The 20,860-nt window shown below is 67.5% G+C and carries 17 protein-coding genes; 14 read left to right on the forward strand and 3 right to left on the reverse strand.

All coding sequences use genetic code 11. The features are described 5' to 3' along the window. Positions 1 to 40 precede the first annotated feature (40 nt). The 3 genes from BLR05_RS21060 to BLR05_RS21070 form a co-directional block, all read right to left on the reverse strand. Positions 41 to 700: a hypothetical protein gene (locus BLR05_RS21060; RefSeq protein WP_225979188.1), complete on the reverse strand. Its 660-nt coding sequence runs from the start codon at positions 698 to 700 to the stop codon at positions 41 to 43. After that, the gene (locus BLR05_RS21065) at positions 697 to 1,254 is read right to left on the reverse strand and encodes a pesticin C-terminus-like muramidase (protein ID WP_092838464.1); all 558 of its coding nucleotides are present in this window, start codon (positions 1,252 to 1,254) and stop codon (positions 697 to 699) included. Before BLR05_RS21065 ends, BLR05_RS21060 begins: the two co-directional genes overlap by 4 nt. 279 nt (positions 1,255 to 1,533) lie before the next feature. Then, the gene (locus BLR05_RS21070; RefSeq protein ID WP_092838467.1) at positions 1,534 to 2,016 is read right to left on the reverse strand and encodes an Hcp family type VI secretion system effector; all 483 of its coding nucleotides are present in this window, start codon (positions 2,014 to 2,016) and stop codon (positions 1,534 to 1,536) included. Positions 2,017 to 2,590: 574 nt separating this feature from the next. Here BLR05_RS21070 and BLR05_RS21075 point away from each other — a divergent pair. The 14 genes from BLR05_RS21075 (at position 2,591) to tssE (ending at position 20,820) form a co-directional block, all read left to right on the forward strand. Then, on the forward strand, positions 2,591 to 4,588 hold the full coding sequence (locus tag BLR05_RS21075) for a serine/threonine-protein kinase (RefSeq protein WP_092838470.1): 1,998 nt from the start codon (positions 2,591 to 2,593) through the stop codon (positions 4,586 to 4,588). A gap of 105 nt (positions 4,589 to 4,693) precedes the next feature. Next, positions 4,694 to 5,200, forward strand: a complete 507-nt coding sequence (locus BLR05_RS21080) for a TssQ family T6SS-associated lipoprotein (protein WP_092838473.1) — start codon at positions 4,694 to 4,696, stop codon at positions 5,198 to 5,200. 21 nt (positions 5,201 to 5,221) lie between these two features. Further along, positions 5,222 to 7,585, forward strand: a complete 2,364-nt coding sequence (gene tagH / locus BLR05_RS27535; protein WP_092838476.1) for a type VI secretion system-associated FHA domain protein TagH — start codon at positions 5,222 to 5,224, stop codon at positions 7,583 to 7,585. After that, complete coding sequence (locus BLR05_RS21090) at positions 7,582 to 8,370, forward strand: PP2C family protein-serine/threonine phosphatase (protein WP_092838479.1); 789 nt, start codon at positions 7,582 to 7,584, stop codon at positions 8,368 to 8,370. Before tagH ends, BLR05_RS21090 begins: the two co-directional genes overlap by 4 nt. Positions 8,371 to 8,413: 43 nt before the next feature. Next, a complete protein-coding gene (gene tssJ / locus BLR05_RS21095) occupies positions 8,414 to 8,989 on the forward strand; it encodes a type VI secretion system lipoprotein TssJ (protein WP_092838482.1) in 576 nt (191 codons plus the stop codon). 47 nt (positions 8,990 to 9,036) lie between these two features. Beyond that, entirely contained in the window at positions 9,037 to 10,371 is a 1,335-nt protein-coding gene (gene tssK / locus BLR05_RS21100) for a type VI secretion system baseplate subunit TssK (protein ID WP_092838485.1), read from the forward strand. A 14-nt stretch (positions 10,372 to 10,385) separates the two neighbouring features. Next, complete coding sequence (locus BLR05_RS21105; RefSeq protein ID WP_092838541.1) at positions 10,386 to 11,735, forward strand: DotU family type VI secretion system protein; 1,350 nt, start codon at positions 10,386 to 10,388, stop codon at positions 11,733 to 11,735. 3 nt (positions 11,736 to 11,738) lie between these two features. Then, positions 11,739 to 15,368, forward strand: coding sequence for a type VI secretion system membrane subunit TssM (gene tssM, locus BLR05_RS21110; RefSeq protein ID WP_092838488.1), 3,630 nt, complete (start codon positions 11,739 to 11,741; stop codon positions 15,366 to 15,368). Continuing rightward, positions 15,350 to 16,063, forward strand: a complete 714-nt coding sequence (tagF, locus tag BLR05_RS21115) for a type VI secretion system-associated protein TagF (RefSeq protein WP_225979192.1) — start codon at positions 15,350 to 15,352, stop codon at positions 16,061 to 16,063. Before tssM ends, tagF begins: the two co-directional genes overlap by 19 nt. Positions 16,064 to 16,105: 42 nt before the next feature. After that, positions 16,106 to 17,146 carry a type VI secretion system protein TssA gene (gene tssA, locus BLR05_RS21120; RefSeq protein WP_092838494.1) on the forward strand — a complete coding sequence of 347 codons (1,041 nt, stop codon included), beginning with the start codon at positions 16,106 to 16,108 and terminating at the stop codon, positions 17,144 to 17,146. A gap of 161 nt (positions 17,147 to 17,307) precedes the next feature. Continuing rightward, a complete protein-coding gene (gene tssB, locus BLR05_RS21125) occupies positions 17,308 to 17,856 on the forward strand; it encodes a type VI secretion system contractile sheath small subunit (RefSeq protein WP_092838496.1) in 549 nt (182 codons plus the stop codon). A 13-nt stretch (positions 17,857 to 17,869) separates the two neighbouring features. Continuing rightward, positions 17,870 to 19,369: a type VI secretion system contractile sheath large subunit gene (gene tssC, locus BLR05_RS21130; RefSeq protein WP_019701342.1), complete on the forward strand. Its 1,500-nt coding sequence runs from the start codon at positions 17,870 to 17,872 to the stop codon at positions 19,367 to 19,369. A 124-nt stretch (positions 19,370 to 19,493) separates the two neighbouring features. Continuing rightward, positions 19,494 to 20,282, forward strand: a complete 789-nt coding sequence (locus BLR05_RS21135) for a type VI secretion system accessory protein TagJ (RefSeq protein ID WP_092838499.1) — start codon at positions 19,494 to 19,496, stop codon at positions 20,280 to 20,282. A 16-nt stretch (positions 20,283 to 20,298) separates the two neighbouring features. Then, a complete protein-coding gene (gene tssE / locus BLR05_RS21140; RefSeq protein WP_092838501.1) occupies positions 20,299 to 20,820 on the forward strand; it encodes a type VI secretion system baseplate subunit TssE in 522 nt (173 codons plus the stop codon). The last annotated feature ends 40 nt before the right edge of the window (positions 20,821 to 20,860 follow it).

Raw genomic sequence — 20,860 nt, forward strand, 5'->3', positions numbered from 1 at the left:
CGTAAGCAGGCAGGGGATGCACCCGCACCTGCTCTCCGGGTCACCGGGACACAGTCACCGCGGTGTAGGACCCCGTTGCCGTGTGGGGCGGGTGGACAACCATGCTGGCGTAGCCGCGATAGGTACCGTTCTTCAATTCGTCGGTCACCCAGACGAGCAGGTCCTGTTTCCGGCCCTTGCCGTTGTCGATGAGGCCCACGACCTCCAGGCGGAAGAACTGGTCCGGGGCATCCACCTGTACGGCATTGCCTTCGAAGCGGGGCGCCCCGGGCAGCAAGGCTTTCAGGGAGTGCTTGCCGGCATCTGCGCGATTGTGCAGCGATGACGGGAACGAGCGCAGATCCAGTTGCTGGTAGAGAGCTTTGGCCTGGCTTGCAGCCGCCGCAGCCTTTTCTGCCACGAAAGGCCTTCCGCCCACCTGGCGGAGGCTGTCGCACAGCAGGTACTCGCTCCGGATCTCGAAATTGCGGGTGGACTCGACGGGCTGTGCCTTGGCCAGAAGTTCCGAGTAGTCGAGGCAGTTCTTCGCCGAGGCGCCGTTGTCGAACGCGAGCGGCGTGCGCGCGGTCGTGAGCGCCGCCTTGGGGTTCTGCAGCGCTGCCAGCAGTTCCGCGTTGGCGACATGGACGGTGCCATCCGCAGCATGCACGGCGACCGAACCCAGGACGGCGGCAGCAAGGGTGATCCATCGCTTCATCATTTGATCTTCTCCAGCAGGGCGGCTTCCTTGCCGCGTCGGGTAGGGTACACATCGCCGAAGTTCTTGAGCAGCTTCACGGCCTCCGTCCAGTCCTGCTCCGTCACGGCTTTCCAGAACTTTGGCGTGGCGGAGTCCAGGTTGATGCCGTACTGGAACGACACCGATGCGACAACGGTCTGGGCTTCCGCAGGCAGATCGATGAAGTGCTTCTTCTCGGCCGTGGCCGAGTCGTACTTGAGCTTCAGGCTGGCGATGTGGCTGGCCTTTGTGGCCTTGTCGATCGATTCGGCTTCTGCCGCGGTGATGGTCAACGGTGTCTTCTCGATCAGCTTCTTGGCGTCGGCACCCTTGGTGCCGAGGCAGGGCTTGAGCTTTTCGATCAGATTGCTGGCCAGTCCCAGGTTCTTGAGATCACTTTCGGACCGCTGCCCTAGGTCGAACCCCGTTGCAATGGTCACACCGCTTTTGCTGACATTGGCTGCGGGGACGTAGCCGCTCGTCTGGGAGCCCCCTTCCAGGGCGCTCAAAAATGCATAGTCGATTTGTTCTGGCATGGATGCTGGGTGCGTGTTGGTTTTATCGGATTTGCAGATTTTTATTGGATATCGTTGCACTTCTCCGGCAAAGAGTTTCCGATGGGGGCGAATGGCGGACGCTGCTCAAAATCCGAGCATTAAGGAGTCGGTATTTCCGCAAAGACGCAAACATTGCTTTCAGGCATTTTGTGCATCGACCCATGCGAAAAAAAGATGCATGGACGCACTGGCTGTCTGTGGGAAATAAAAAAAGCCGGAGCCTCGCAAGACATCCGGCTTCTGCGCAGAACGAGAGAATCAGGCTTCTTTGTTTTCCTTGATGTTCCAGCCAGCGGAGCTTTCTGCGCCCTTGCCGCCCTGGTTCGTCTGTTCCCAGTATTGGGTCTTGATTTTTGCGGCCTGGAATGCGTAGTTCACGAGGACGGCATCGCTGCCGTCGGTGCCGCTGACGGTCACGCTGGTGACCAGCACGTCGGTGAGTGTGATCTTGCTGAATTCGATCTGCGTGCCGCCGGCCTTGCACATCGAGATTTCCACCTGGCCCAGGTGCTTGCCGGAGGAGCAATGCTTCAGAACCGCAGGGTAGGCCTTGTCGATCTTGGCCACGATGTTCAGGTCGTGGAAGGTGACCTTGCCGGCGCCTGCGCCACTTCCCGTGGCCATCGAGTTGGGCTGCGTCGCGCCCCAGGTGAAGGAACGGATGTCAGTCCAGCTCTTGTGGTTGGCGTCTTGTGACTCGCCGCTGGCACCTTCAACCTTCATGAACATATCGACGGACATGGAATGCTTCCTTTTTGATGGACAGCGCAGATGCGCCTTGAAAAGATAAAAATGGAACCGGCCCGCTCTTGCTGCGGTGGCCTGCTCCTCACGAACGGGGCCTTTCGCCAAGAGAGCCCTGGCCATAATCGCTGACGGACATCCCCCCTCCCAGGGGCTGCGCGAAAGCGCTCAGGCAGGCTTTTCCGAATGCCTAGTTGCGCCGCCGATCATAGGGAGGGGCAATGCGTTTGGAAATACTCCAATTTTCAACATTGTTCAGTCGTGAGAAACAAAAGAAACAATTTGTCTTTTTCCCCGGCGGAGTGCGGGATGACAGGGGCGTGTCACACGTTCCCGTTACACTTGCCGGTCCCCGCAGAGCTGCTTGCGCAATAGCTTTGCGGGAGTCAGCGAGACGGCGGCCGGCGAACCACTTTTCCGCCGTCTCCATACAGAGCAGAAACACAGCCGCCTGGGAGTGATGCCTTGACTTTGGTGCTCGACGTGCAGGAGACGGGATTTCGCGGCAGGGCAGTGCCCGGCGGCCGGCGACATTCGCGCCGCCAGCAGCGGTGCTTGGAAGCGTGAACTCATGGACAAGGAATTCAGTGGCTCGGCGAACTGCCTGGGGCCCGGCGTGCAGGTCGGTGAGTATCGGCTGAACGACGTCGTGGGCGAGGGGGGATTCGGCATCGTTTACAAGGCGCGCGACCTGAGCCTTGACCGCATCGTGGCGATCAAGGAATACATGCCCGCGACCCTGGCCGGACGCAAGGACGGCAACGAGGTGCATGTGCGGTCGCAGCACCGCGGTGCATTCGATGCGGGGCTGCGCAGCTTCATCAACGAGGCGCGGCTCCTCGCCAAGTTCTCCCATCCTGCGCTGGTGCACGTGTACCGATTCTTCGAGGCCAACGGCACGGCCTACATGGTCATGCAGTACTACGAGGGGCAGACCTTCCGCTCCTTCCTGGCCCAGCAGCACACGGTGGACGAGGCCTGGCTGTCGGCGGTGCTGGTGCCCATCCTCGACGTGCTCGAGATGCTCCATGCGGCGGACTGCTATCACCGCGACATCGCGCCGGACAACATCTTCCTGCAGGAGTCCGGCATGCCGGTGCTGCTGGATTTCGGCGCGGCGCGGCGCATCATCGGCGACATGACCCAGGCGCTGACCATGGTGCTCAAGCCCGGCTTCGCGCCCATCGAGCAGTACGTGGACGACGGTGCGATGCCCCAGGGGGCCTGGACGGACATCTACCAGCTGGGCGCGGTGCTGTACCAGGCGATCACCGGGCGTCTGCCCGCGACATCGGTCGCCCGCATGATCAACGACCCGCTGGCCCAGCTCACACCGGAGAACTGCCCGGGCTTCAGCGCGCGTTTCCTGCACGGCGTGCAGAACGCACTCGCAGTCAAGCCTCAGGAGCGGCCGCAGAGCATTGCCGAACTGCGGCAGTTGCTGGGCCTCAAGACGGTGACCATTTCCTGGCCGCATGCTTCCGCTGCGGCGGCCGGCGCGGAAGTGGCGGTCCGTGCGTCGGAGCCGCTGCCCGAGGCCGCCGCTGCCGCACCGACGCTGCGGCCTGTGGAGGCCGTGGCCTCCATGATTCCTTCGCACCTGGCCCATGCCGGCGCCCAGGGCGCCCAGGGCCCCCATGTGGAGCACCACATGGCCGAGGAGCCGGCCTACCTGCAGCCCACGCAGCCGATGTCGCTGGAGGATACCCGGCCAGCAGGGTTGGAGCCGCCATCCGCCGCAGCTGCGCGCGAGGTTCATCCAGAGGTCGGCCATCGCTCCGAAAGGACGTCTTCCCGGGCCGCAGCCGCGTCTTCGGCGGGCGCTGCTGCGGCTGCGCCCGCCGTGGCTGCATCCATCCCTGCGCCTTCGAGGCAGACGCGGCCTGCGTGGCTGGTTCCGCTGCTGGCGTTTCTCGCACTGCTGCTGGTCGGCGGGGTATGGTGGACGGTGCAGGCATCCAGCGAGGCGGCTGCGCGAGAGAGGATGGCCGTACAGGAGGCCAGCCAGTGGGAACTGGCATCTCGCATCAACACCGTGGAATCCGTGCAGGCCTATCTGAGCGCGTTCCCGAACGGTGCCCACCGGATGCAGGCCGAGGAGGCCCTGACCCAGTTGACGGCGCGTTCGCTGCAGGCAGCAGCCGTGCCGGCCCCGGAGCCTGCGCCGCCAGCCTCTGCGCCGTCCGTGGCAGCGTCTGCGGTGCCGCCCCCTGTGGAGCCTGCGCCTCGGGCCAGCGCCCCCGTCGTGGCCGCTCTTCCTCCGGCGTCGGCAGCGCATTCGGGCCCGGCGCCTGCGGCTTCGGCACCTGCTGCGGAGGACCCTGCGCGGTCCCAGCGGATGGCCGGCCGCGAGGCAGAGAACACCGGCAGGGTGATCCTGCGTGTCATGCCGTGGGGCAATGTCACCGTGGACCGGATTCCCGCTGGCACCACGCCGCCGCTGACCCAGTTGACCCTGGCGGAGGGATTCCACCGCATCGAGATCTCGAATCCGGCATCGCAAACGGTGACCCGGATGGTGCAGGTGCGACGGGGCGAATCCGTGGTGCTCACGCACAAATTCGAATGAAGTCGTCCCGGCGGCGGGTCTGCCTGCCGGCGGGATGTGGAAAGACGAGACCGGTGTCCGGCGGCCGGCAGCCGCTGGTGCATCTGCCATTTTGACGAGGAAAGCATGGCATCTAAGACGAAGCTCATTGGTGGAATGTGCCTGGTGGGCATCTTGCTGAGCGGCTGCCAGACACCCCCGGCGGGACAGGCGGGCGCGGGTGGAAGTCCTGCGCAGGCGGAAGGAACCGCCGCCGGCGCGGATGGCAAGGAGGCTGCGAAGCCCAAGGATCCCGCGGCCCTGAAGGAAGAGGCGCTTACCCAGGCGCTCGACATCTATGCGGACGGCCGTTACGACGAGGCCATCGCCGCCCTCACGCCCCTGAGCACGGCGCCGGAGCTGTCTTCCGCATCCCAGGTCAAGGCCTACAAGTTCATCGCGTTCAGCCATTGCGCCATGGGGCGGCTGCGCCAGTGCCGGCTGAATTTCGAGACGGCGCTGCAGCAGGATCCCAACTTCCAGCTGAGCGACGTCGAGAAAGGCCATCCGGTCTGGGGCAAGGAGTTCAACACTGCGCGTGCGGCGGTCGCCGCGCGCGCGAAGCGCGCCGTCCCGGCCAAGAAGACACCCTGACCCCGACGGGCCGTACCGGACATGGATAAAGTCGAACTCAGGGTCATCCGCCATGCGGACGAAGCGGTGGACCGTCTATGGACAGCCGTATTCGGCGTGGCGGGCGGAACGATCGGCCGCGGGGGCCAGAACAAGCTCGTGCTGTCCGACAGCGATGCGGGCGTTGCCCGCGTGCATGCGATGGTGCGCATCGAGTCCGAAGCCGCCTTCATCGCCAATCTCTGCGAGCGCCGGTCGATCTTCGTGGCGGGTGCCGAGGTGCGCTCTGGTGAGGAGGTGCGCCTTTCCGTAGGGGACGAGGTCCGCATCGGCCCCTATGTGCTGCATTCCGTGGTGCCAGGGTCGCCATTCGTCGCTGCTGCTGTTCCCGTCCCGGCCGTGGCCCCCGGGTCGGCACAGGTTCCGGCTCCGGTCCCGGCACCGCTGGTGATTTCATCGCCTCCGGCATCCGAAGCTTCCGGAGCCTTTCCTGTCCACGTTCCGTCCGTGGCCGGGGCGCAGGGCGACGGAATCCCTGCCGCACTTTCCCTGACCGCGGCCGTGCCCGTTCCGGCAGGTATCGGACTCCCGGCGGAGGCTGCCGCACCAACCGAGGATGACGACAACCCGTTCGCCATGCTCGGACGCGTGGAGGGGCCGGCTATCGCGGCCGCACCGGCATCGCCAGTCACGGCACCGGTCGCCGGCCCCGCGGCAGTCTCTGCATCGGAGCCTGCGCCCGGCCCTGTCTTCGCGCCAGTGCCGCCCGCACCCCAGCCGCAGCCGCTTGCCGCACCCTTGGGAACCCAGGGCGGCGTGCTGGGATTCGCCGCAGCTCCCACCCCCGTTCCACCTGCACCGGTATCCGCGCCTGTGCCTGCGGGACAGGGTGTTCCCGGAAATGCGTGGGCTCCTGCGGCGCAGGACAGCAAGCCTGCCGCTGCAGCGCCCCGGGCTCTCGTCATTCCGGAGGATTTCGATCTGTTCGCGGCGGACCCCCGCAAGGGCGAGGAGAAAAAGGACGCCTGGGGTGGCGGGCTGCAGGCGAAGAGCCTGAGCGAGATCGCCAACATGCGGCACGACGAGCTTCTGCAGTCGCTGCCGGCCAGCGGCTCGAAGTTCGCGCACGACATGGACAACCCGGCCCATGCCGGCCTGCCCAAGGCGCTCGACCCGCGGGACGAGCTCGACCCGCTGAGGCTGTTCGCGGGCGAGGCCGATGCAGCAGCGTCCCTGGTGCCTGAACGGTCGGCGATGGCGCTCGGTTCGGGATCCGATCTGTCGCAGTCGTTCAGCCTTCCCAGGGGCGTACAGGCCCCGGCCGGCCAGGAGCTCCCTGGCGCGCGCGAGCTGGCGCCGCGCGCCGCATCGGCCGTACAAGGCGATGGTGCGGCCCCCGGCATGGTGTCCCCGGCGTTGCCGGTCCCGGCGCTGGATGGCCTGCAGCGCGTGGAAGGCCTCGACCTCGGGGCCTTCGGTTCCGCCTCGGCCGATCCGCTGGGCTGGCCTTCCGTGGAGAGTGGGCCCGCACCGGTTTTCGCTGCCACCGATGTGCCGCTGCAACCCGCGGCTGCGGGCATGGCCGCCGTCGGTGCGAAGGCAGTACCTATCGAAGAGGTGGCTCTGGCGCACGTGTCTGCCGCTGCTGGCGTCGTGCCGGTGCCAGTCCCGACCCCGTCCCCCATCCCGGCCCCCGTTGCGGTGCCGGCGCCGGCCGCCATCCCGGGCTCCGCGGGGCAGGAAGGCGCCGCGAGGTCGCCCCTGGCTCCGGTGCTGCCGGAGCTGGCGGCCGCGTCGCCGGCGGAACTGCAGTCGCTGATCGCTGCCTTCCTGGATGGCGCGGGCGTGCTGCAGAAGAAGGTCGAGGCGCAGAAGCTCAGCCCCGAGTTCATGCGGTCTTTCGGAGAGGCCTTCCGCGTGGCCGTGCAGGGCACGATCGACCTGCTGGCAGCCCGCTCCGAGATCAAGCGCGAGTTCCGGGCGGGCGTGACGGTGATCTCCTCCGGCGCGAACAACCCGCTGAAATTCCTGCCGACGCCCGAGGGCGTGGTCATGCAGATGATCGGGCAGAACTTCCCGGGATTCATGAAGCCCATTCCCGCCATGCAGGAGGCCTACGACGATCTGCGTGTCCACCAGGTGGCCCTGATGGCCGGGCTGCGCGCGGCCTATGCCGAGGCGCTGGAGCGCTTCGATCCCGCGGCCCTGGAGCAGCGCACCGACGTGACCGGAGGGGTGTTCGGCAAGCTGTCGGCCACGAGCCGCAAGGCGGCGCTGTGGGACGAGTACAAGCGCAATTTCGCCGAGATCCGGCGCGGCGCCGAGGACGACCTGGCGGCCTTTTCCGGCCAGGCCTTCCTCGAGGCCTATGAAAACGCCGAGGCGGCAGCGAAGGCCAGGACGTGATCTTCCATATCGCAGGCGAGGAGTTCCGGTTCCGGGTGATGGCGGCTTCGCTGTCGGAAAAGGGCGGCCGGGAAGTGAACGAGGATTTCCTGGGCATGGTGGACATGGGCCATCGCGGCCTGTGCTGCGTGCTGGCCGACGGCGCGGGCGGGCACGGGCACGGCGGGCTGGCGGCACGGATCACCGTGAATGCGGTGCTCGAGGGCTTCGGTCACAACCCGCTGTTCGCGCCCGCGGGCCTGGCTTCGCTCATTTCGCTGGCCGAGCATGCGGTGGCCGGCGCGCAGCCGCTCTCGATCTCGCGCAAGCACATGAGTGCCACCGTGGTGCTGCTGTGCATCGACCGCAAGACCGGGCGCGCGCTCTGGGCGCACTGGGGGGATTCCAGGCTGTACTGGTTCAGGGACCAGAAGGTGCGGCAGATCACGGAGGACCACAGTGTCGTGCAGCAGCTGCTGCATGCGGGTGTGTACCGCAACCAGGACCCGCGCCGCCTGCCGAACCGCAGCGTGCTGGCGGGCGCCATCGGTGCGGAGTCGCAGATCCCGCCGACGGTGCTCCCGCGGCCGATCGAGCTGGCGGCCGGCGATGCGTTCCTGCTGTGTTCGGACGGGCTCTGGGAGGGGCTGCACGAGGAACAGATGGAGAGCGCCCTGCGCCACAGCCAGTCCCCGCAGGAATGGCTCGAGCAGATGGAGGCGGCCGTGCGGGCCCAGGCCAAGTCCTACCAGGACAACTTCAGCGCGCTCGCGGTCTGGGTCGCGGACAGCGAGGATGGCGCCTGAACGGGCGGATATGGCGTTTTTACCGGAACCTAAGGAGTCGGATATGCATCGGGATGCGATGGCACGGAAGGGATTCATCAGGGCGGGGCTCGTGGCCACGGCGGCAGGCTTGCTGCTGGGCGGCTGCGGCATGATCAGCAACCTGAACCGCCCCCAGGAGGCCCCCACGGCGGTGCCGACCGCCGTCTTCGAGATCGTCGCGGACCCTGGCGTCAACCCCGATATCCACGGCAGGCCCAAGCCCATCCTGCTGAGGCTGTACGAGCTGCGTGCGGCGGCGGCCTTCGACCGGGCCAGCTACCTGGACCTGCAGGACAAGGACGAGGCACAGCTGGGGGCCGATTTCATGCGGCGCGAGGAGATCCTGCTGCAACCGGGCGAGCGGCGCACGATCGAGCGCAAGGGCAGTGCGGACGTCCGCACCTTCGCGGTATTCGCAGGCTACCGCGACCTGGAGCGCAGCACCTGGCGCGCGACCGCGGGCGCTCCCAATTCCGTGGAAATGCGCCGCCGCTGGTGGGGCCTGGGCGAGACCGAGCGTCTCAAGCCCGTGCAGTACAGCATTACGGTGGGCAAGGACGCGGTGAAGATCCAGACCGCTCCCGCCCCCGCTCCTTGAATCCAGGCATCGACGAACGACAACACACAGAAAGCCCGAAATCCACCATGGTTTGGCAGCGCAAGGTCGTCTGGGCCGAAGGGATGTTCCTTCGCCCTCAGCATTTCCAGCAACAGGACCGCTACACCGATTTCCTCGTGCAGGCCCGCACGTTGCCGGCGCAGTTCTTCTTCTGGGGCTTCTCCAAGCTGGCGCTCGACACGGAGCTTCTGGGGCTGGGCAAGCTGGGCCTGCTGTCCGGGGAGGGCGTGATGCCGGACGGTACGCCGTTCAGCTTTCCGCACCATGACCAGGCTCCCGCCGCGCTGGCGATCGGCAAGGATGTCAAGGACACGGTCATCCACCTGGCCCTGCCGATGCGGCGCAGGGCGGGCGCGGAAGTGACGCTGGGTGCGCCGGGCGGTGCCTCGGTGCGCTATGCGGCCGAGGTGGCGGAGGTCCCGGACGTCAACGACATGGGCGCCCAGGCGGCCGAAGTGCAGATCGGGAATATTCAGCTGTCGCTGCGCGCCGCGCAGGACGTCACCGACGGATGGGTGAGCCTGCCCGTGGCCCAGGTGGTGGAGCGCAGGGCGGACGGATCCCTGCTGCTGGACCCGTCCTTCATTCCCACCGTGGTCAACAACTCCGAGATGTCGGGGCTGGCCACGTTCTGCCGCGAACTCTTCGGCCTGCTGCGGCAGCGGGGCGCGGCGCTGGAGGAGCGGCTCAGCCAGCCCGGCCGCGGCGGCGTGGGGGAGGTCGGGGACTTCCTGATGCTGCAGTTCCTGAACCGCTGGGAGCCCGCGGTGGAGCACTGGGTCCGCGTGCGGGCCCTCCATCCGGAGCGGCTGTTCGACGACCTGCTGAAGATGGCGGGCGAACTGGCGACGTTCACCCGCGAGCAGCGCCGCCCCGCGACCATGCCGACCTACGACCACGACGATCTGCGCAGCTGCTTCCTGCCCCTGATGCTCGAACTGCGCCGGGGGCTGTCCTCGGTGCTGGAGCAGAACGCGATCCAGATCGAGCTGCAGGAGCGCCAGTACGGCGTGCATGTCGCGCTCATTCCGAGCACGGAACTGCTCACCAGCTGCGACTTCGTGCTGGCCGTGCACGCGCAGACCGCCGTGGAATTCCTGCGGGCGCACTTCCCGACGCAGATCAAGATGGGGCCGGTGGAGCGCATCCGCGACCTCGTAAATCTGCATCTGCCCGGCGTGCCGCTGCGTTCGCTGCCCGTCGCGCCGCGCGAGATTCCCTACCACGCGGGCTACTCCTACTTCGAGCTGGACACCGGCCACGACCTGTGGCGCCAATTGCAGAACTCGGGCGGCCTCGCGCTCCACGTCTCTGGCGGATTTCCTGAGCTGCAGCTCGAAATGTGGGCCATACGGCGCTGAAAGCGGACATGTCCATGCAGAACTCCGTCAACGTTTTCGCCACCGGCCATCCGGGCCACACCGCCGGGGCCATGCCTCCGGCCGCGCCGCCCGGCGGCACCCCCGAGCATGGCGCCAAGCCGTCGGGCCTGCCCGACGTCGTGAGCGGCGGCAATCCGCTCGTGGCCGCAGCCAACACCCTGCTGAACCTCATTCCGCAGATCCGCCGCATGGCGACCAATCCGGATCCCGCGGCATTCCAGCACTACCTGCTCGAATGCATCCGGCATTTCGAGAGCCGGGCGGGCAGCGCGGGCGTTCCGATGGAAACCATCATCGGCGCGCGCTACTGCATCTGCACCGCGATCGACGAGGCGGCGGCCCAGACGCCCTGGGGCGGCTCGGGCGTGTGGCCGCAGTACAGCCTGCTCGTGGCGCTGCACAACGAGACCTGGGGCGGGGAGAAGTTCTTCCAGCTGCTGTCCAAGCTGGTCCAGACGCCCCACCAGCACATCGACCTCATCGAGCTCATGTATTTCTGCCTGACGCTCGGCTTCGAGGGGCGCTATCACGTCATCGACAACGGGCGCAGCCAGCTGGAGAGCCTGAAGGCCCGGCTGCTGCAGGTGATCGAGAGCACCCGCGGGGACCGCAGCGGGGCGCTGTCCCTGCATTGGCGCGGCGTGCAGCGCGCGGCGGTGCCGCCCTGGAGCCTGGTGCCGTTCTGGGTGGCGGCCGCGCTGACGCTGCTCATCGCCTTCCTGATCTTCCTCTGGTTCAACTACCGGCTGGCATCGCGTTCGGATGAGCTGTTCGCCGCGATCAACGGCATCCGCCTGCCGAAGATGCCTTCCGTGGTGGCCGTGGCGCCGCCGAAGCCACGCCTGCGCCAGTTCCTGGAGCCCGAGATCCGGGAGGGCCTGGTCGAGGTGAACGACCAGGCGGACCGCAGTACCGTGACCCTGCGCGGAGACGGCCTGTTCGAGCCGGCGTCCACCGAGGTCAAGCCGCGTTATGTCGCGGTGATCCAGCGCGTCGCGTCCGCGCTCAATGAAGTGTCTGGCAAGGTGGTGGTGAACGGCTACTCGGACAACCAGCCGATCCGCACGGCGCGCTTCCCTTCGAACTGGCACCTGTCGCAGGAGCGGGCCCAGGCCGTCGCGGCCATGCTGCAGAGGACCATTGCCGACGGCTCCCGCCTGAAGGCCGAAGGCCGCGCCGAGAGCGACCCGATCGCCCCCAACAGCACACCGGAGGGCCGGGCGCTGAACCGTCGGGTGGAGATCGTGCTGCTGGTCCCGCCCCAGTCCCGCGATGCCGAGCTGCAGCTGACCCCCGGCCCGGCTGCAGCCGGCACGCCCGCCCCCGGCACTCCGAAGAACTAAAACATGCTGCGCAAGATATTTTCTTTCTTCTTCAACCGGTTCACGCTGGTGCTGTGCGGCCTGGTGCTGCTCAGCCTGCTGATCTGGTTCGTCGGTCCCCTGGTCTATATCAAACCCTACCAGCCGCTCGAGAGCGAGGCGGTGCGCGGCTGGATCATCGCCGCGCTGTTCGGCATCTGGTTCCTGCGGCTGTTCATCCGGTGGTGGCGGGCCAAGGAGATGAATGCGCGCCTGCTGGGCCAGCTGGCCCGCATCGGTGCGTCGGACGCGTCCACCCCCGAGGCCGGTCCCGGCAAGGAAGAGGTGGCCGAGCTCGAGAAACGCTTCAAGGAGGCGGTCGATGTCCTGGGCAAGACCCGCTTCGGGCAGACCGAGCAGGGGTGGTTCGGCCGCCTGTCCCGGCGCTACGTGTATCAGCTGCCCTGGTATCTCATCATCGGGTCCCCGGGCTCGGGCAAGACCACCGCGCTGGTCAATTCGGGCCTCGATTTTCCGCTGGCCGCCCAGTTCGGCAAGGCGTCGATCCGCGGCGTCGGCGGCACGCGCAATTGCGATTGGTGGTTCACCGACCAGGCCGTGCTGCTGGATACCGCCGGCCGCTACACCACGCAGGAGAGCGACGCAGCGCAGGACAGCGCCGCATGGTCGGGCTTCCTGAACCTGCTGCGGCGTTTCCGCGGCCGCCAGCCCATCAACGGCGTGCTGGTCACGCTCAGCGTGCAGGAGCTGCTGAGCGGCGGCGACGCGGAGCGCGAGCGCTTGGCGCGGTTGATCGGCCTGCGTCTGGCCGAACTGTGCGAGGGCCTGTCCATCAAGTTCCCGGTGTATGTGCTGGTCACCAAGACCGACCTGCTGGCAGGCTTCAACGAGTTCTTCGGGAACATGACCCGCGAGGAGCGGGCCCAGGTCTGGGGCTTCACCAATCCCTATGTGGAAGGGCAGGCGCAGGAAGACCCGGGGCTGCAGTTCCGCAAGGAATTCGACGGCCTGGCCGACCAGATCAACCGGCTGCTGCCGCAGCGCCTGCTGGCCGAGCCCGACCTGGCGCGCCGCGGCCAGATCTATGGCCTGCCGCAGCAGTTCGTCGGCCTGCGCGACGTGGTCCAGCAGACGCTGTCCACCATCTTCGCGTCCTCGCGGTTCAAGGAGAAGCCGCTGTTCCGCGGCGTCTATTTCACCAGCGGCACCCAGGAAGGCATGCCCTTCGACCGGGTCCTGTCGGCCTTGTCGCGGCGCTTTTCGGTGTCGCCTCCGGCCCACCCGGCCGGGGAGGGGCGCGCGGGCAAGAGCTACTTCATCGAGACCCTGCTCAAGGGGGTCATCTTCAACGAGGCCGGGCTGACGGGGCGCAATGCCAAGAAGGAACGCCAGCTGCGGCTGCTGCAGGCTGCCGGCTTCTTCGCCCTCGCGGCGGGTCTGGCGGGCGCCACCATCGCCTGGACGATCAGCCATGGCAACAACCAGAACTACCTGGACGAGGTGGCTGCGAAGGTGCCCACGCTCAAGCAGGCAGTGGAGGAATCCCGCGACGCGGATCCCGAGAACATGGTGGCGCTGCTGCCGCTGCTGAACCACGCCGAGGCCCTCGCCGTGAGCCAGCGCTACACCGGCGACTCGCCGCCCCTCAGCTGGCGCTACGGACTGCTGCAGGTGCCCAAGGTGCAGACCGCGGCCGATGCGACCTACATGCGGCTGCTCGAGGATGCATGGCTGCCCCGCCTGGCCCGGCACCTGCGCAATTCGCTGCAGCAGGCTTCGACGGCCAACCCCGAGGCCAGCTACGAGGCGCTCAAGGTCTATCTGATGCTCTACGACCCGGAGCGCTTCAACCCCCGCGTGGTCAAGGCGTGGATGCTCAACGAGTGGGAATCCACGCTGCCCCCCGCGCTGGTGCAGTCGGGCATGCTGGACCAACTGGCGCACCACCTCGACCGGCTCATGGAGGACCGGGCCCTGGTGTCGCCGATTCCGATCGACCAGCCGCTGGTGGACGAGGTGCGCCAGCGCCTGGCGCAGCTGTCGCCCGCGCAGCGGGCCTACAGCCGCCTCAAGCAGTTGCTGACCACGGGCACCGCGTTGCCGCCGGACTTCACGCTGGTGCGCGCGGCCGGCCCCGAGGCCCCGCAGGTCTTCACCCGCCGCAGCGGCAAGCCGCTCACCCAGGGGATTTCCGGACTGTTCACCTACGACGGCTACTACGGGGTGTTCTCGCACGAACTGCCCAAGGTGACTGCGCTGCTGGCGCAGGAGGAGACCTGGGTGCTCGGCAAGGCGCAGGGGCAGCGCAGCGTGGCCAACGAGGTCATGACCGGCCAGCTCGCGCTCGAGGTCAAGCGCCTCTACCTCATGGAGTACGCCAAGGTCTGGGAGGATTTCCTCGCCGATGTGCGGCCCGTGCAGGTCGTGTCGCTCGACCAGGCCGGCGAGCAGGCGCGACTGTATTCGTCCGCCAATTCCAGCCTGGAGCAGTTCATCCGGGCGGTGGCCAAGGAGACCACGCTGGGGCAGAAGCCGGGGTCGGGGGGCAGCAGCACCAGCAGCTGGCTGGGCGAGAAGATCAACCGCATCAAGGAGGAGCAGGAGCAGCTCAGCCGCCTCACGGGCAAGCGGGTGAACGTCGGGGGGCTCGCGCCCAGCACCAACCTGGAAGCCGACCTGGTGGATTTCCGCTTCCGCGAATACCGCCGCCTCGCCACTTCCAACGGCTCGGGCCCCGCACCCATCGCCGCCAGCCTGCAGGTGCTCAACGAAGCGGCCGCGGTCATCGCTTCCGCGCGCCAGCAGGTCAGTGCCGGCGGCACCGTGCCGCCGTCGCTGTCGCCGGCCCTGGAGCGCGTGCGCATGGAGGCCAAGCGCGTGCCGCCGCCGCTCAACACCATGTACGAGGACCTGGCATCGTCCACGTCGTCGCTGGTCGGCCGCGACGTGCGCGCGACCGTGGGCAGCAACCTCAATGCCACGATCGGGACATTCTGCCGCCGCGCAATCGGCGGGCGCTATCCCTTCACCAAGGGATCGGCCAGCGACGTGACGAGCGACGACTTCGCCAGCCTGTTCTCGCCGGGCGGGATGATGGACGAATTCTTCCGCAGTACCCTGCAGCCGATGGTGGACATCTCCACCACCCCCTGGCGCTTCCGCCAGGGCGTGGATGGAACGCCGGTCGGCGGGTCGGCCGCGCTGGCATCGTTCCAGCGTGCCGCGACCATCCGCGACGTGTATTTCCGCGCGGGCGGCAAGGTTCCGTCCATCCGCATGGACATCAAGCCGCTGGAGATGGACGCCTCCATTTCGCAGATGGTGCTGGACATCGACGGCGAGGTGCTGCGCTACCAGCACGGCCCGCAGATCCCGAAGTCGATGGCCTGGCCCGGTACCCGGGGCACGGGCCAGGTCCGCCTGCAGCTGACCGGGGGTGGGGCCGAGAACACGGGCCTGGTGACCGAGGGGCCCTGGGCCGTGCACCGTTTCTTCGACAAGGCCCAGATCCTGCCCGGCAGCACGCCCGAGCGATTCATCGCCGCCTTCGACATCGGCGGGCGCAAGCTGCGCTTCGAGGTCACCACGGGCAGCGTGCTCAACCCGTTCCGTCTCAAGGCCATGGAGGAGTTCGCGTGTCCTGGCAATCTCTGATGCCATGGTCCCGCGCGCAGCCGCGCGTGGCCTGGTTCGGCAAGCTGCCCGGCCAGGGAGATTTCGTGGGCCGGCGCATGCCCCGCGCCATGAGCGGCGCCTGGGACGATTGGCTGAGCCACGGCCTGGGGCACCTCAAGTCCACCGCCCATGGTGACTGGGAGCGCACGTTCACGCAGGCGCCGCTGTGGTCGTTCGTGGCCAGTGGCAGCAAGGGCGCCGCTCCGTCGTGCGGCGTACTCGCGCCCAGCATCGATCGCGTGGGGCGCTGCTATCCGCTCACGGTGATGGCGGTGGGCGAGGGCGGCCGGCAGTCGCTGGCCGCCGACGGTGTGCTCGGGCAGTTCTTCTCGGAAGCCTGCGATGCGGTCATCGAGGCGCGCAGGCTGGCCCTGCCGGCGGACGCGCTCGACAGCCGGCTCTCCCGGCTGCCCTGGCCTTTCACCGCCGCGGCGGTGGATGGCAAGGGGCAGGGCGGCGACATGGCGGGCATCCTCTCCGATCTCGGCATGGCGGAGGTCGCCGGCCGTGGCGAGGCGATGTTCTCCCGTGGGCGGGAGATCCTGCGCGCGGGCCAGGCTGCCAGCTTCTGGTGGTCGTATCCACCCGGGGCCGGCGGGCGCAGCTGCGAGCACTGGGGCGATCCCAACGAAATCCTGTTCCTGCGTCTGTTCGGCGGAGGCCCGAATGCATAGTGCCTGGCGCCATGGCGCGGGACGCACTGGACCGACAACCACATGATCGACATCGAAGAACTTCTTGAACCCACGGCGGACACGCCGCCCTGCGGCCAGGACCTGACCTACGACGCGGAGTTCCTGGCCCTGGAGACCGCGGCCACCGGCAAGCCGGAGCAGCAGTTCGGTGACACGGTGATTCCCGCCGAGCCGCCCGACTGGCGGGACGTGGAGCGCCGCGCGCGTGCGCTGCTCGTCCGCACGAAGGATGCGCGCGTCGCGGCCCTGTTGTGCCGGGCCCTGACCAACATCCAGGGTGTGCGCGGCATGTCCCAGGGCGTGCAGCTGATGGCCTGGATGTTCGCGAGGTACTGGGACGGCCTGCACCCGCTGCCCGAGGACGGCGACCACTTCATGCGCATGAACGCTGTGTCGTCGCTGAACGAGATCACGGGCCTGCTGCGCGACCTCCGCCAGCAGGATTTCGTGCGCTTGCCCGGTGGCACGATCAGCGTGCGGGATGCGGAGGCGGTGGCGCGCGGCGCGACTGCCGAAGGGAGCCTGCGCATCTCGCTGGACCAGCTGCGGGTGGCGCTGGCGCAGGCGTGGCAGCAGGGCGACGAGTTTCTGCGCGCCTGGAGCACGGCGAGCGAAGCGCTGCGCAGCCTGCAAACGACGTTCCGCGACCGGCTGGAAAGCTCGCAGGTGCCCGATCTGGAGCAGTTCCAGTCGCTGCTGGTGGTCCTGAACGACCTGGTACCGCATGCCCCCGTCGGCATGGCCGATGGCACTGCGGCGCCGGCGGAGGAGGGAGCCGCACCGGGGGGCGGGGGCACCGCGGCGGGCATCGGCGCGGCCGGCGAACCCGCCGGTGTGGCCGCCAGGCCGGCAGGGCTGCGCACCCGCGACGACGCGCTGGCGCAGCTGCTGCTGGTGGCCGAGTTCCTGGAGCGCACCGAGCCCACCAATCCCGCGCCGCTGCTGATCCGCCGAGCGGCCAAGCTGATGGGCCTGAGCTTTCTCGACATCCTGCGCGAGCTGTCCCCCGACAGCGTCGGCCAGGTCGAAACGATCACGGGAGGGCAAAACCCGTCGCCCTGATTTGGAAAACGAAATGTAACAGCGGTGTTTTGTTGCCGGCCGGATACTTGTCCAGCAGGCACGCTGCCGGAAGAGGCGGTGGAGGGCCCGCTGTGCGCATGCACTGGCGGTGAAGGCCGGCCAATCTCTGTTTTTAGCCTTACGAGAGAGAAGATTTCACTATGGTGACCTTAAGCAAGACCGGCAAGAGCGGTCAGAAGTTCATTGCCCGCAACCGCGCCCCGCGCGTGCAGATCGAATACGACGTCGAAATCTACGGCTCCGAGAAGAAGGTGCAGATTCCCTTCGTCATGGGCGTGATGGCGGATCTCTCGGGCAAGCCGGTGGACCCTCTGCCGGAGATCGGGGACCGCAAGTTCCTCGACATCGACATCGACAACTTCGACGCGCGCATGAAGTCGATCAAGCCGCGCGCATCGTTCAACGTGCCCAACACGCTGACGGGCGACGGCCGCCTGCACATCGACCTGACGTTCGAGAGCATGGACGACTTCTCTCCTGCCGCCATCGCGCGCAAGGTGGGCGCCCTCAATTCCCTGCTGGAGGCCCGCACCCAGCTGCACAACCTGCTGTCGTACATGGACGGCAAGCAGGGTGCCGAGGAACTTATCAGCAAGGTGCTGAAGGACCCGGCGCTGCTCAAGTCGCTGGCCGCGATGCCCAACCGGCCCGCAGGCGGCGTGACCGAGAAGACCGACGACGCTCAGTGAAAGGGACAGCCGCATGAACACGACGACCTCTCTGGACGCGGTGCAGGGCACCCAGACGCTCGAAGGCAGCGAATTCACGTCGCTGCTGCAGAAGGAATTCAAGCCCAAGACCGACCAGGCGCGCGAAGCGGTCGAATCGGCCGTGCAGACGCTCGCGCAGCAGGCCCTGGCCGCATCGGCCACGCTGTCGGACGACGCATACCAGACCGTCCAGGCCATCATCGCCGAGATCGACCGCAAGCTCTCCGAGCAGATCAACCTGATCATCCACCACAGCGAGTTCCAGCAGCTCGAGGGCGCATGGCGGGGCCTGCACCACCTGGTCCACAACACCGAGGTGGACGAGCTGCTCAAGATCCGCGTGATGAACATCTCCAAGAAGGAGCTGCACCGGAACATGCGCCGCTTCAAGGGCGTGGGCTGGGACCAGAGCCCCATCTTCAAGAAGGTGTACGAAGAGGAGTACGGCCAGTTCGGCGGCGAACCGTTCGGGTGCCTGGTGGGCGACTACTACTTCGACCACAGCCCGCCGGACGTGGAGCTGCTCGGCGAGATGGCGAAGGTGTCCGCGGCCGCCCACTGCCCGTTCATCGCCGGCGCGTCTCCCGCGATGATGCAGATGGACTCCTGGCAGGAACTGGCCAATCCCCGCGACCTGACCAAGATCTTCACCAACACCGAGTACGCCGCGTGGCGCAGCCTGCGCGACTCCGACGATTCGAAATACATCGGCCTCGCGATGCCGCGCTTCCTCGCGCGCCTGCCCTACGGCGCGAAGACCAATCCGGTGGACGAGTTCGACTTCGAGGAGGAAACGGCCGGCGGCGACCACAGCAAGTACGCGTGGGCGAACTCCGCCTATGCGATGGCCGTGAACATCAACCGCTCGTTCAAGTACTACGGCTGGTGCACCTCTATTCGCGGGGTGGAGTCCGGCGGCGCGGTGGACAACCTGCCGGCGCACACTTTCCCGACGGACGACGGTGGCGTGGACATGAAGTGCCCGACCGAGATCGCCATCAGCGACCGGCGCGAGGCCGAACTGGCCAAGAACGGCTTCATGCCGCTGGTCCACCGCAAGAACTCCGACGTGGCCGCCTTCATCGGCGCACAGTCGCTGCACAAGCCGGCCGAGTACTACGACCCGGACGCCACGGCGAACGCCAACCTGTCTGCGCGCCTGCCCTACATGTTCGCGTGCTGCCGTTTCGCGCACTACCTCAAGTGCATCGTGCGCGACAAGATCGGCTCGTTCAAGGAGCGCTCCGACATGGAGCGCTGGCTGAACGACTGGATCATGAACTACGTGGACGGCGACCCGGCCAACTCCTCGCAGGAGACCAAGGCCCGCAAGCCGCTGGCCGCGGCCGAGGTGCAGGTGGCCGAAGTGGAAGGCAACCCGGGCTACTACACGTCCAAGTTCTTCCTGCGCCCGCACTACCAGCTCGAAGGCCTGACCGTGTCCCTGCGGCTGGTGTCGAAGCTGCCGTCGGTGAAGCAGGCGGGCAACTGACCCTTCGGGGCGTGCGGCAGCATGCTGCCGCGCCCGCTGGGCGGCAGGGTGGCGTGGCGGGGCGCGCCCCTGCCGCCGGTTCCCCGCCAGCGGAGAACCCATAACTATTTTTGCGGACCACCGCATGCAATCCATGAATTTCGACTTCAAGCGCCCGCTGGACCGCCAGCTGGCCGAGCTCAAGGACGCCATCCGGGCCAGGCCGCAGGATGCGTCGCTGCGGGTGTTCTATTTCCAGGTCCTGGCGGTGTACGGCGAGTGGCAGAAGGCGCTGGACCAGCTGCAGATCTGTGCCCAGCTGGACCGCAAGGCGGAAGCCATGGCGCGTGCCTACCGCGAGGTCATCCTCTGCGAGGTCGCGCGCCGCGAGGTGTTCGCGGGCAAGCGCACGCCCAACATCCTCGGGGAGCCGCCCGAGTGGCTGGGATGGCTGGTGGAAGGCCTGCAATGCCTGGCCGAAGGCCGCGCCGCGCAGGCGGCTGAACTGCGCGCCGCCGCATTCGAGCAGGCGCCGGCATCGGCCGGCGAGATCGACGGCGAGGCGTTCGAGTGGATCGCCGATTCCGACGCGCGCCTGGGCCCGGTCTGCGAGCTCTATGCCAACGGCAGCTACTACTGGGTGCCGTTTTCCAGCGTGTCGCAGATCGTTTTCGAGAAGCCGCAGGACCTGCGCGATCTCGTCTGGTCGGCCTGCGAGATCACGCTGCACAACGGCGGCGTGATGCACGGCTTCATTCCCACGCGCTATCCCGGCTCCGAGACCGCGGACCGCGACGAGATCCGGCTGGCACGCGCCACCGAGTGGCGCGATCTGGGGGACGACCAGGCGACGGGCTGGGGCCAGCGCGTATGGGCCACGGACCAGGGCGACGCCGCGCTGCTCGACGTGCGCCGGGTGAAGTTGTCCAGCTGACCGGGGCGGGCGGGCCATGGCGACGCAGGGCAGGGACAAGTACGGCAACGGCAAGGACCGGCTGCAGCCGGCGCTGCTGGACCGGCTGACCGACCATGAGCCCTCGCGGCGCACGGAGCGGGCGGAGTCGGTCTATGTGACCGAGCCACGCCTGCGGCAGGCGCTGCTGCGCGATCTGAACTGGCTGCTGAACGCGTCGGATGCGTCGTCGCACATCGATTTCGAGGGTTTGCCCCATGCCGAGCGGTCCGTGCTGAACTTCGGCATGAAGCCGCTGGCCGGCCAACTGCTCTCGGAACTCGACTGGAAGGACGTGGAAGCGGCCATCCTCAAGTCGATCCTGCAGCACGAGCCCCGCATCCTGCCCCATACCCTGAGCGTGACGCTGGCGCCTTCCAGCAAGCTGTTCAACCACCACAACACCCTGCAGTTCGAGATCCGGTGCCAGTTCTGGTCGTCTCCCTATCCCCTGGAGCTGCTGCTCAAGACCAGCCTCGACCTGGAGACCGGGCAGGTGTCCGTGTCCGAGCAGCGGTGAGGTTGCGTGCAATGGGCCGCTCCGGGCAGGCCCGCCTGAT

The sequence above is a fragment of the Paracidovorax cattleyae genome, from assembly GCF_900104515.1.
GTDB lineage: Bacteria > Pseudomonadota > Gammaproteobacteria > Burkholderiales > Burkholderiaceae_C > Paracidovorax > Paracidovorax cattleyae.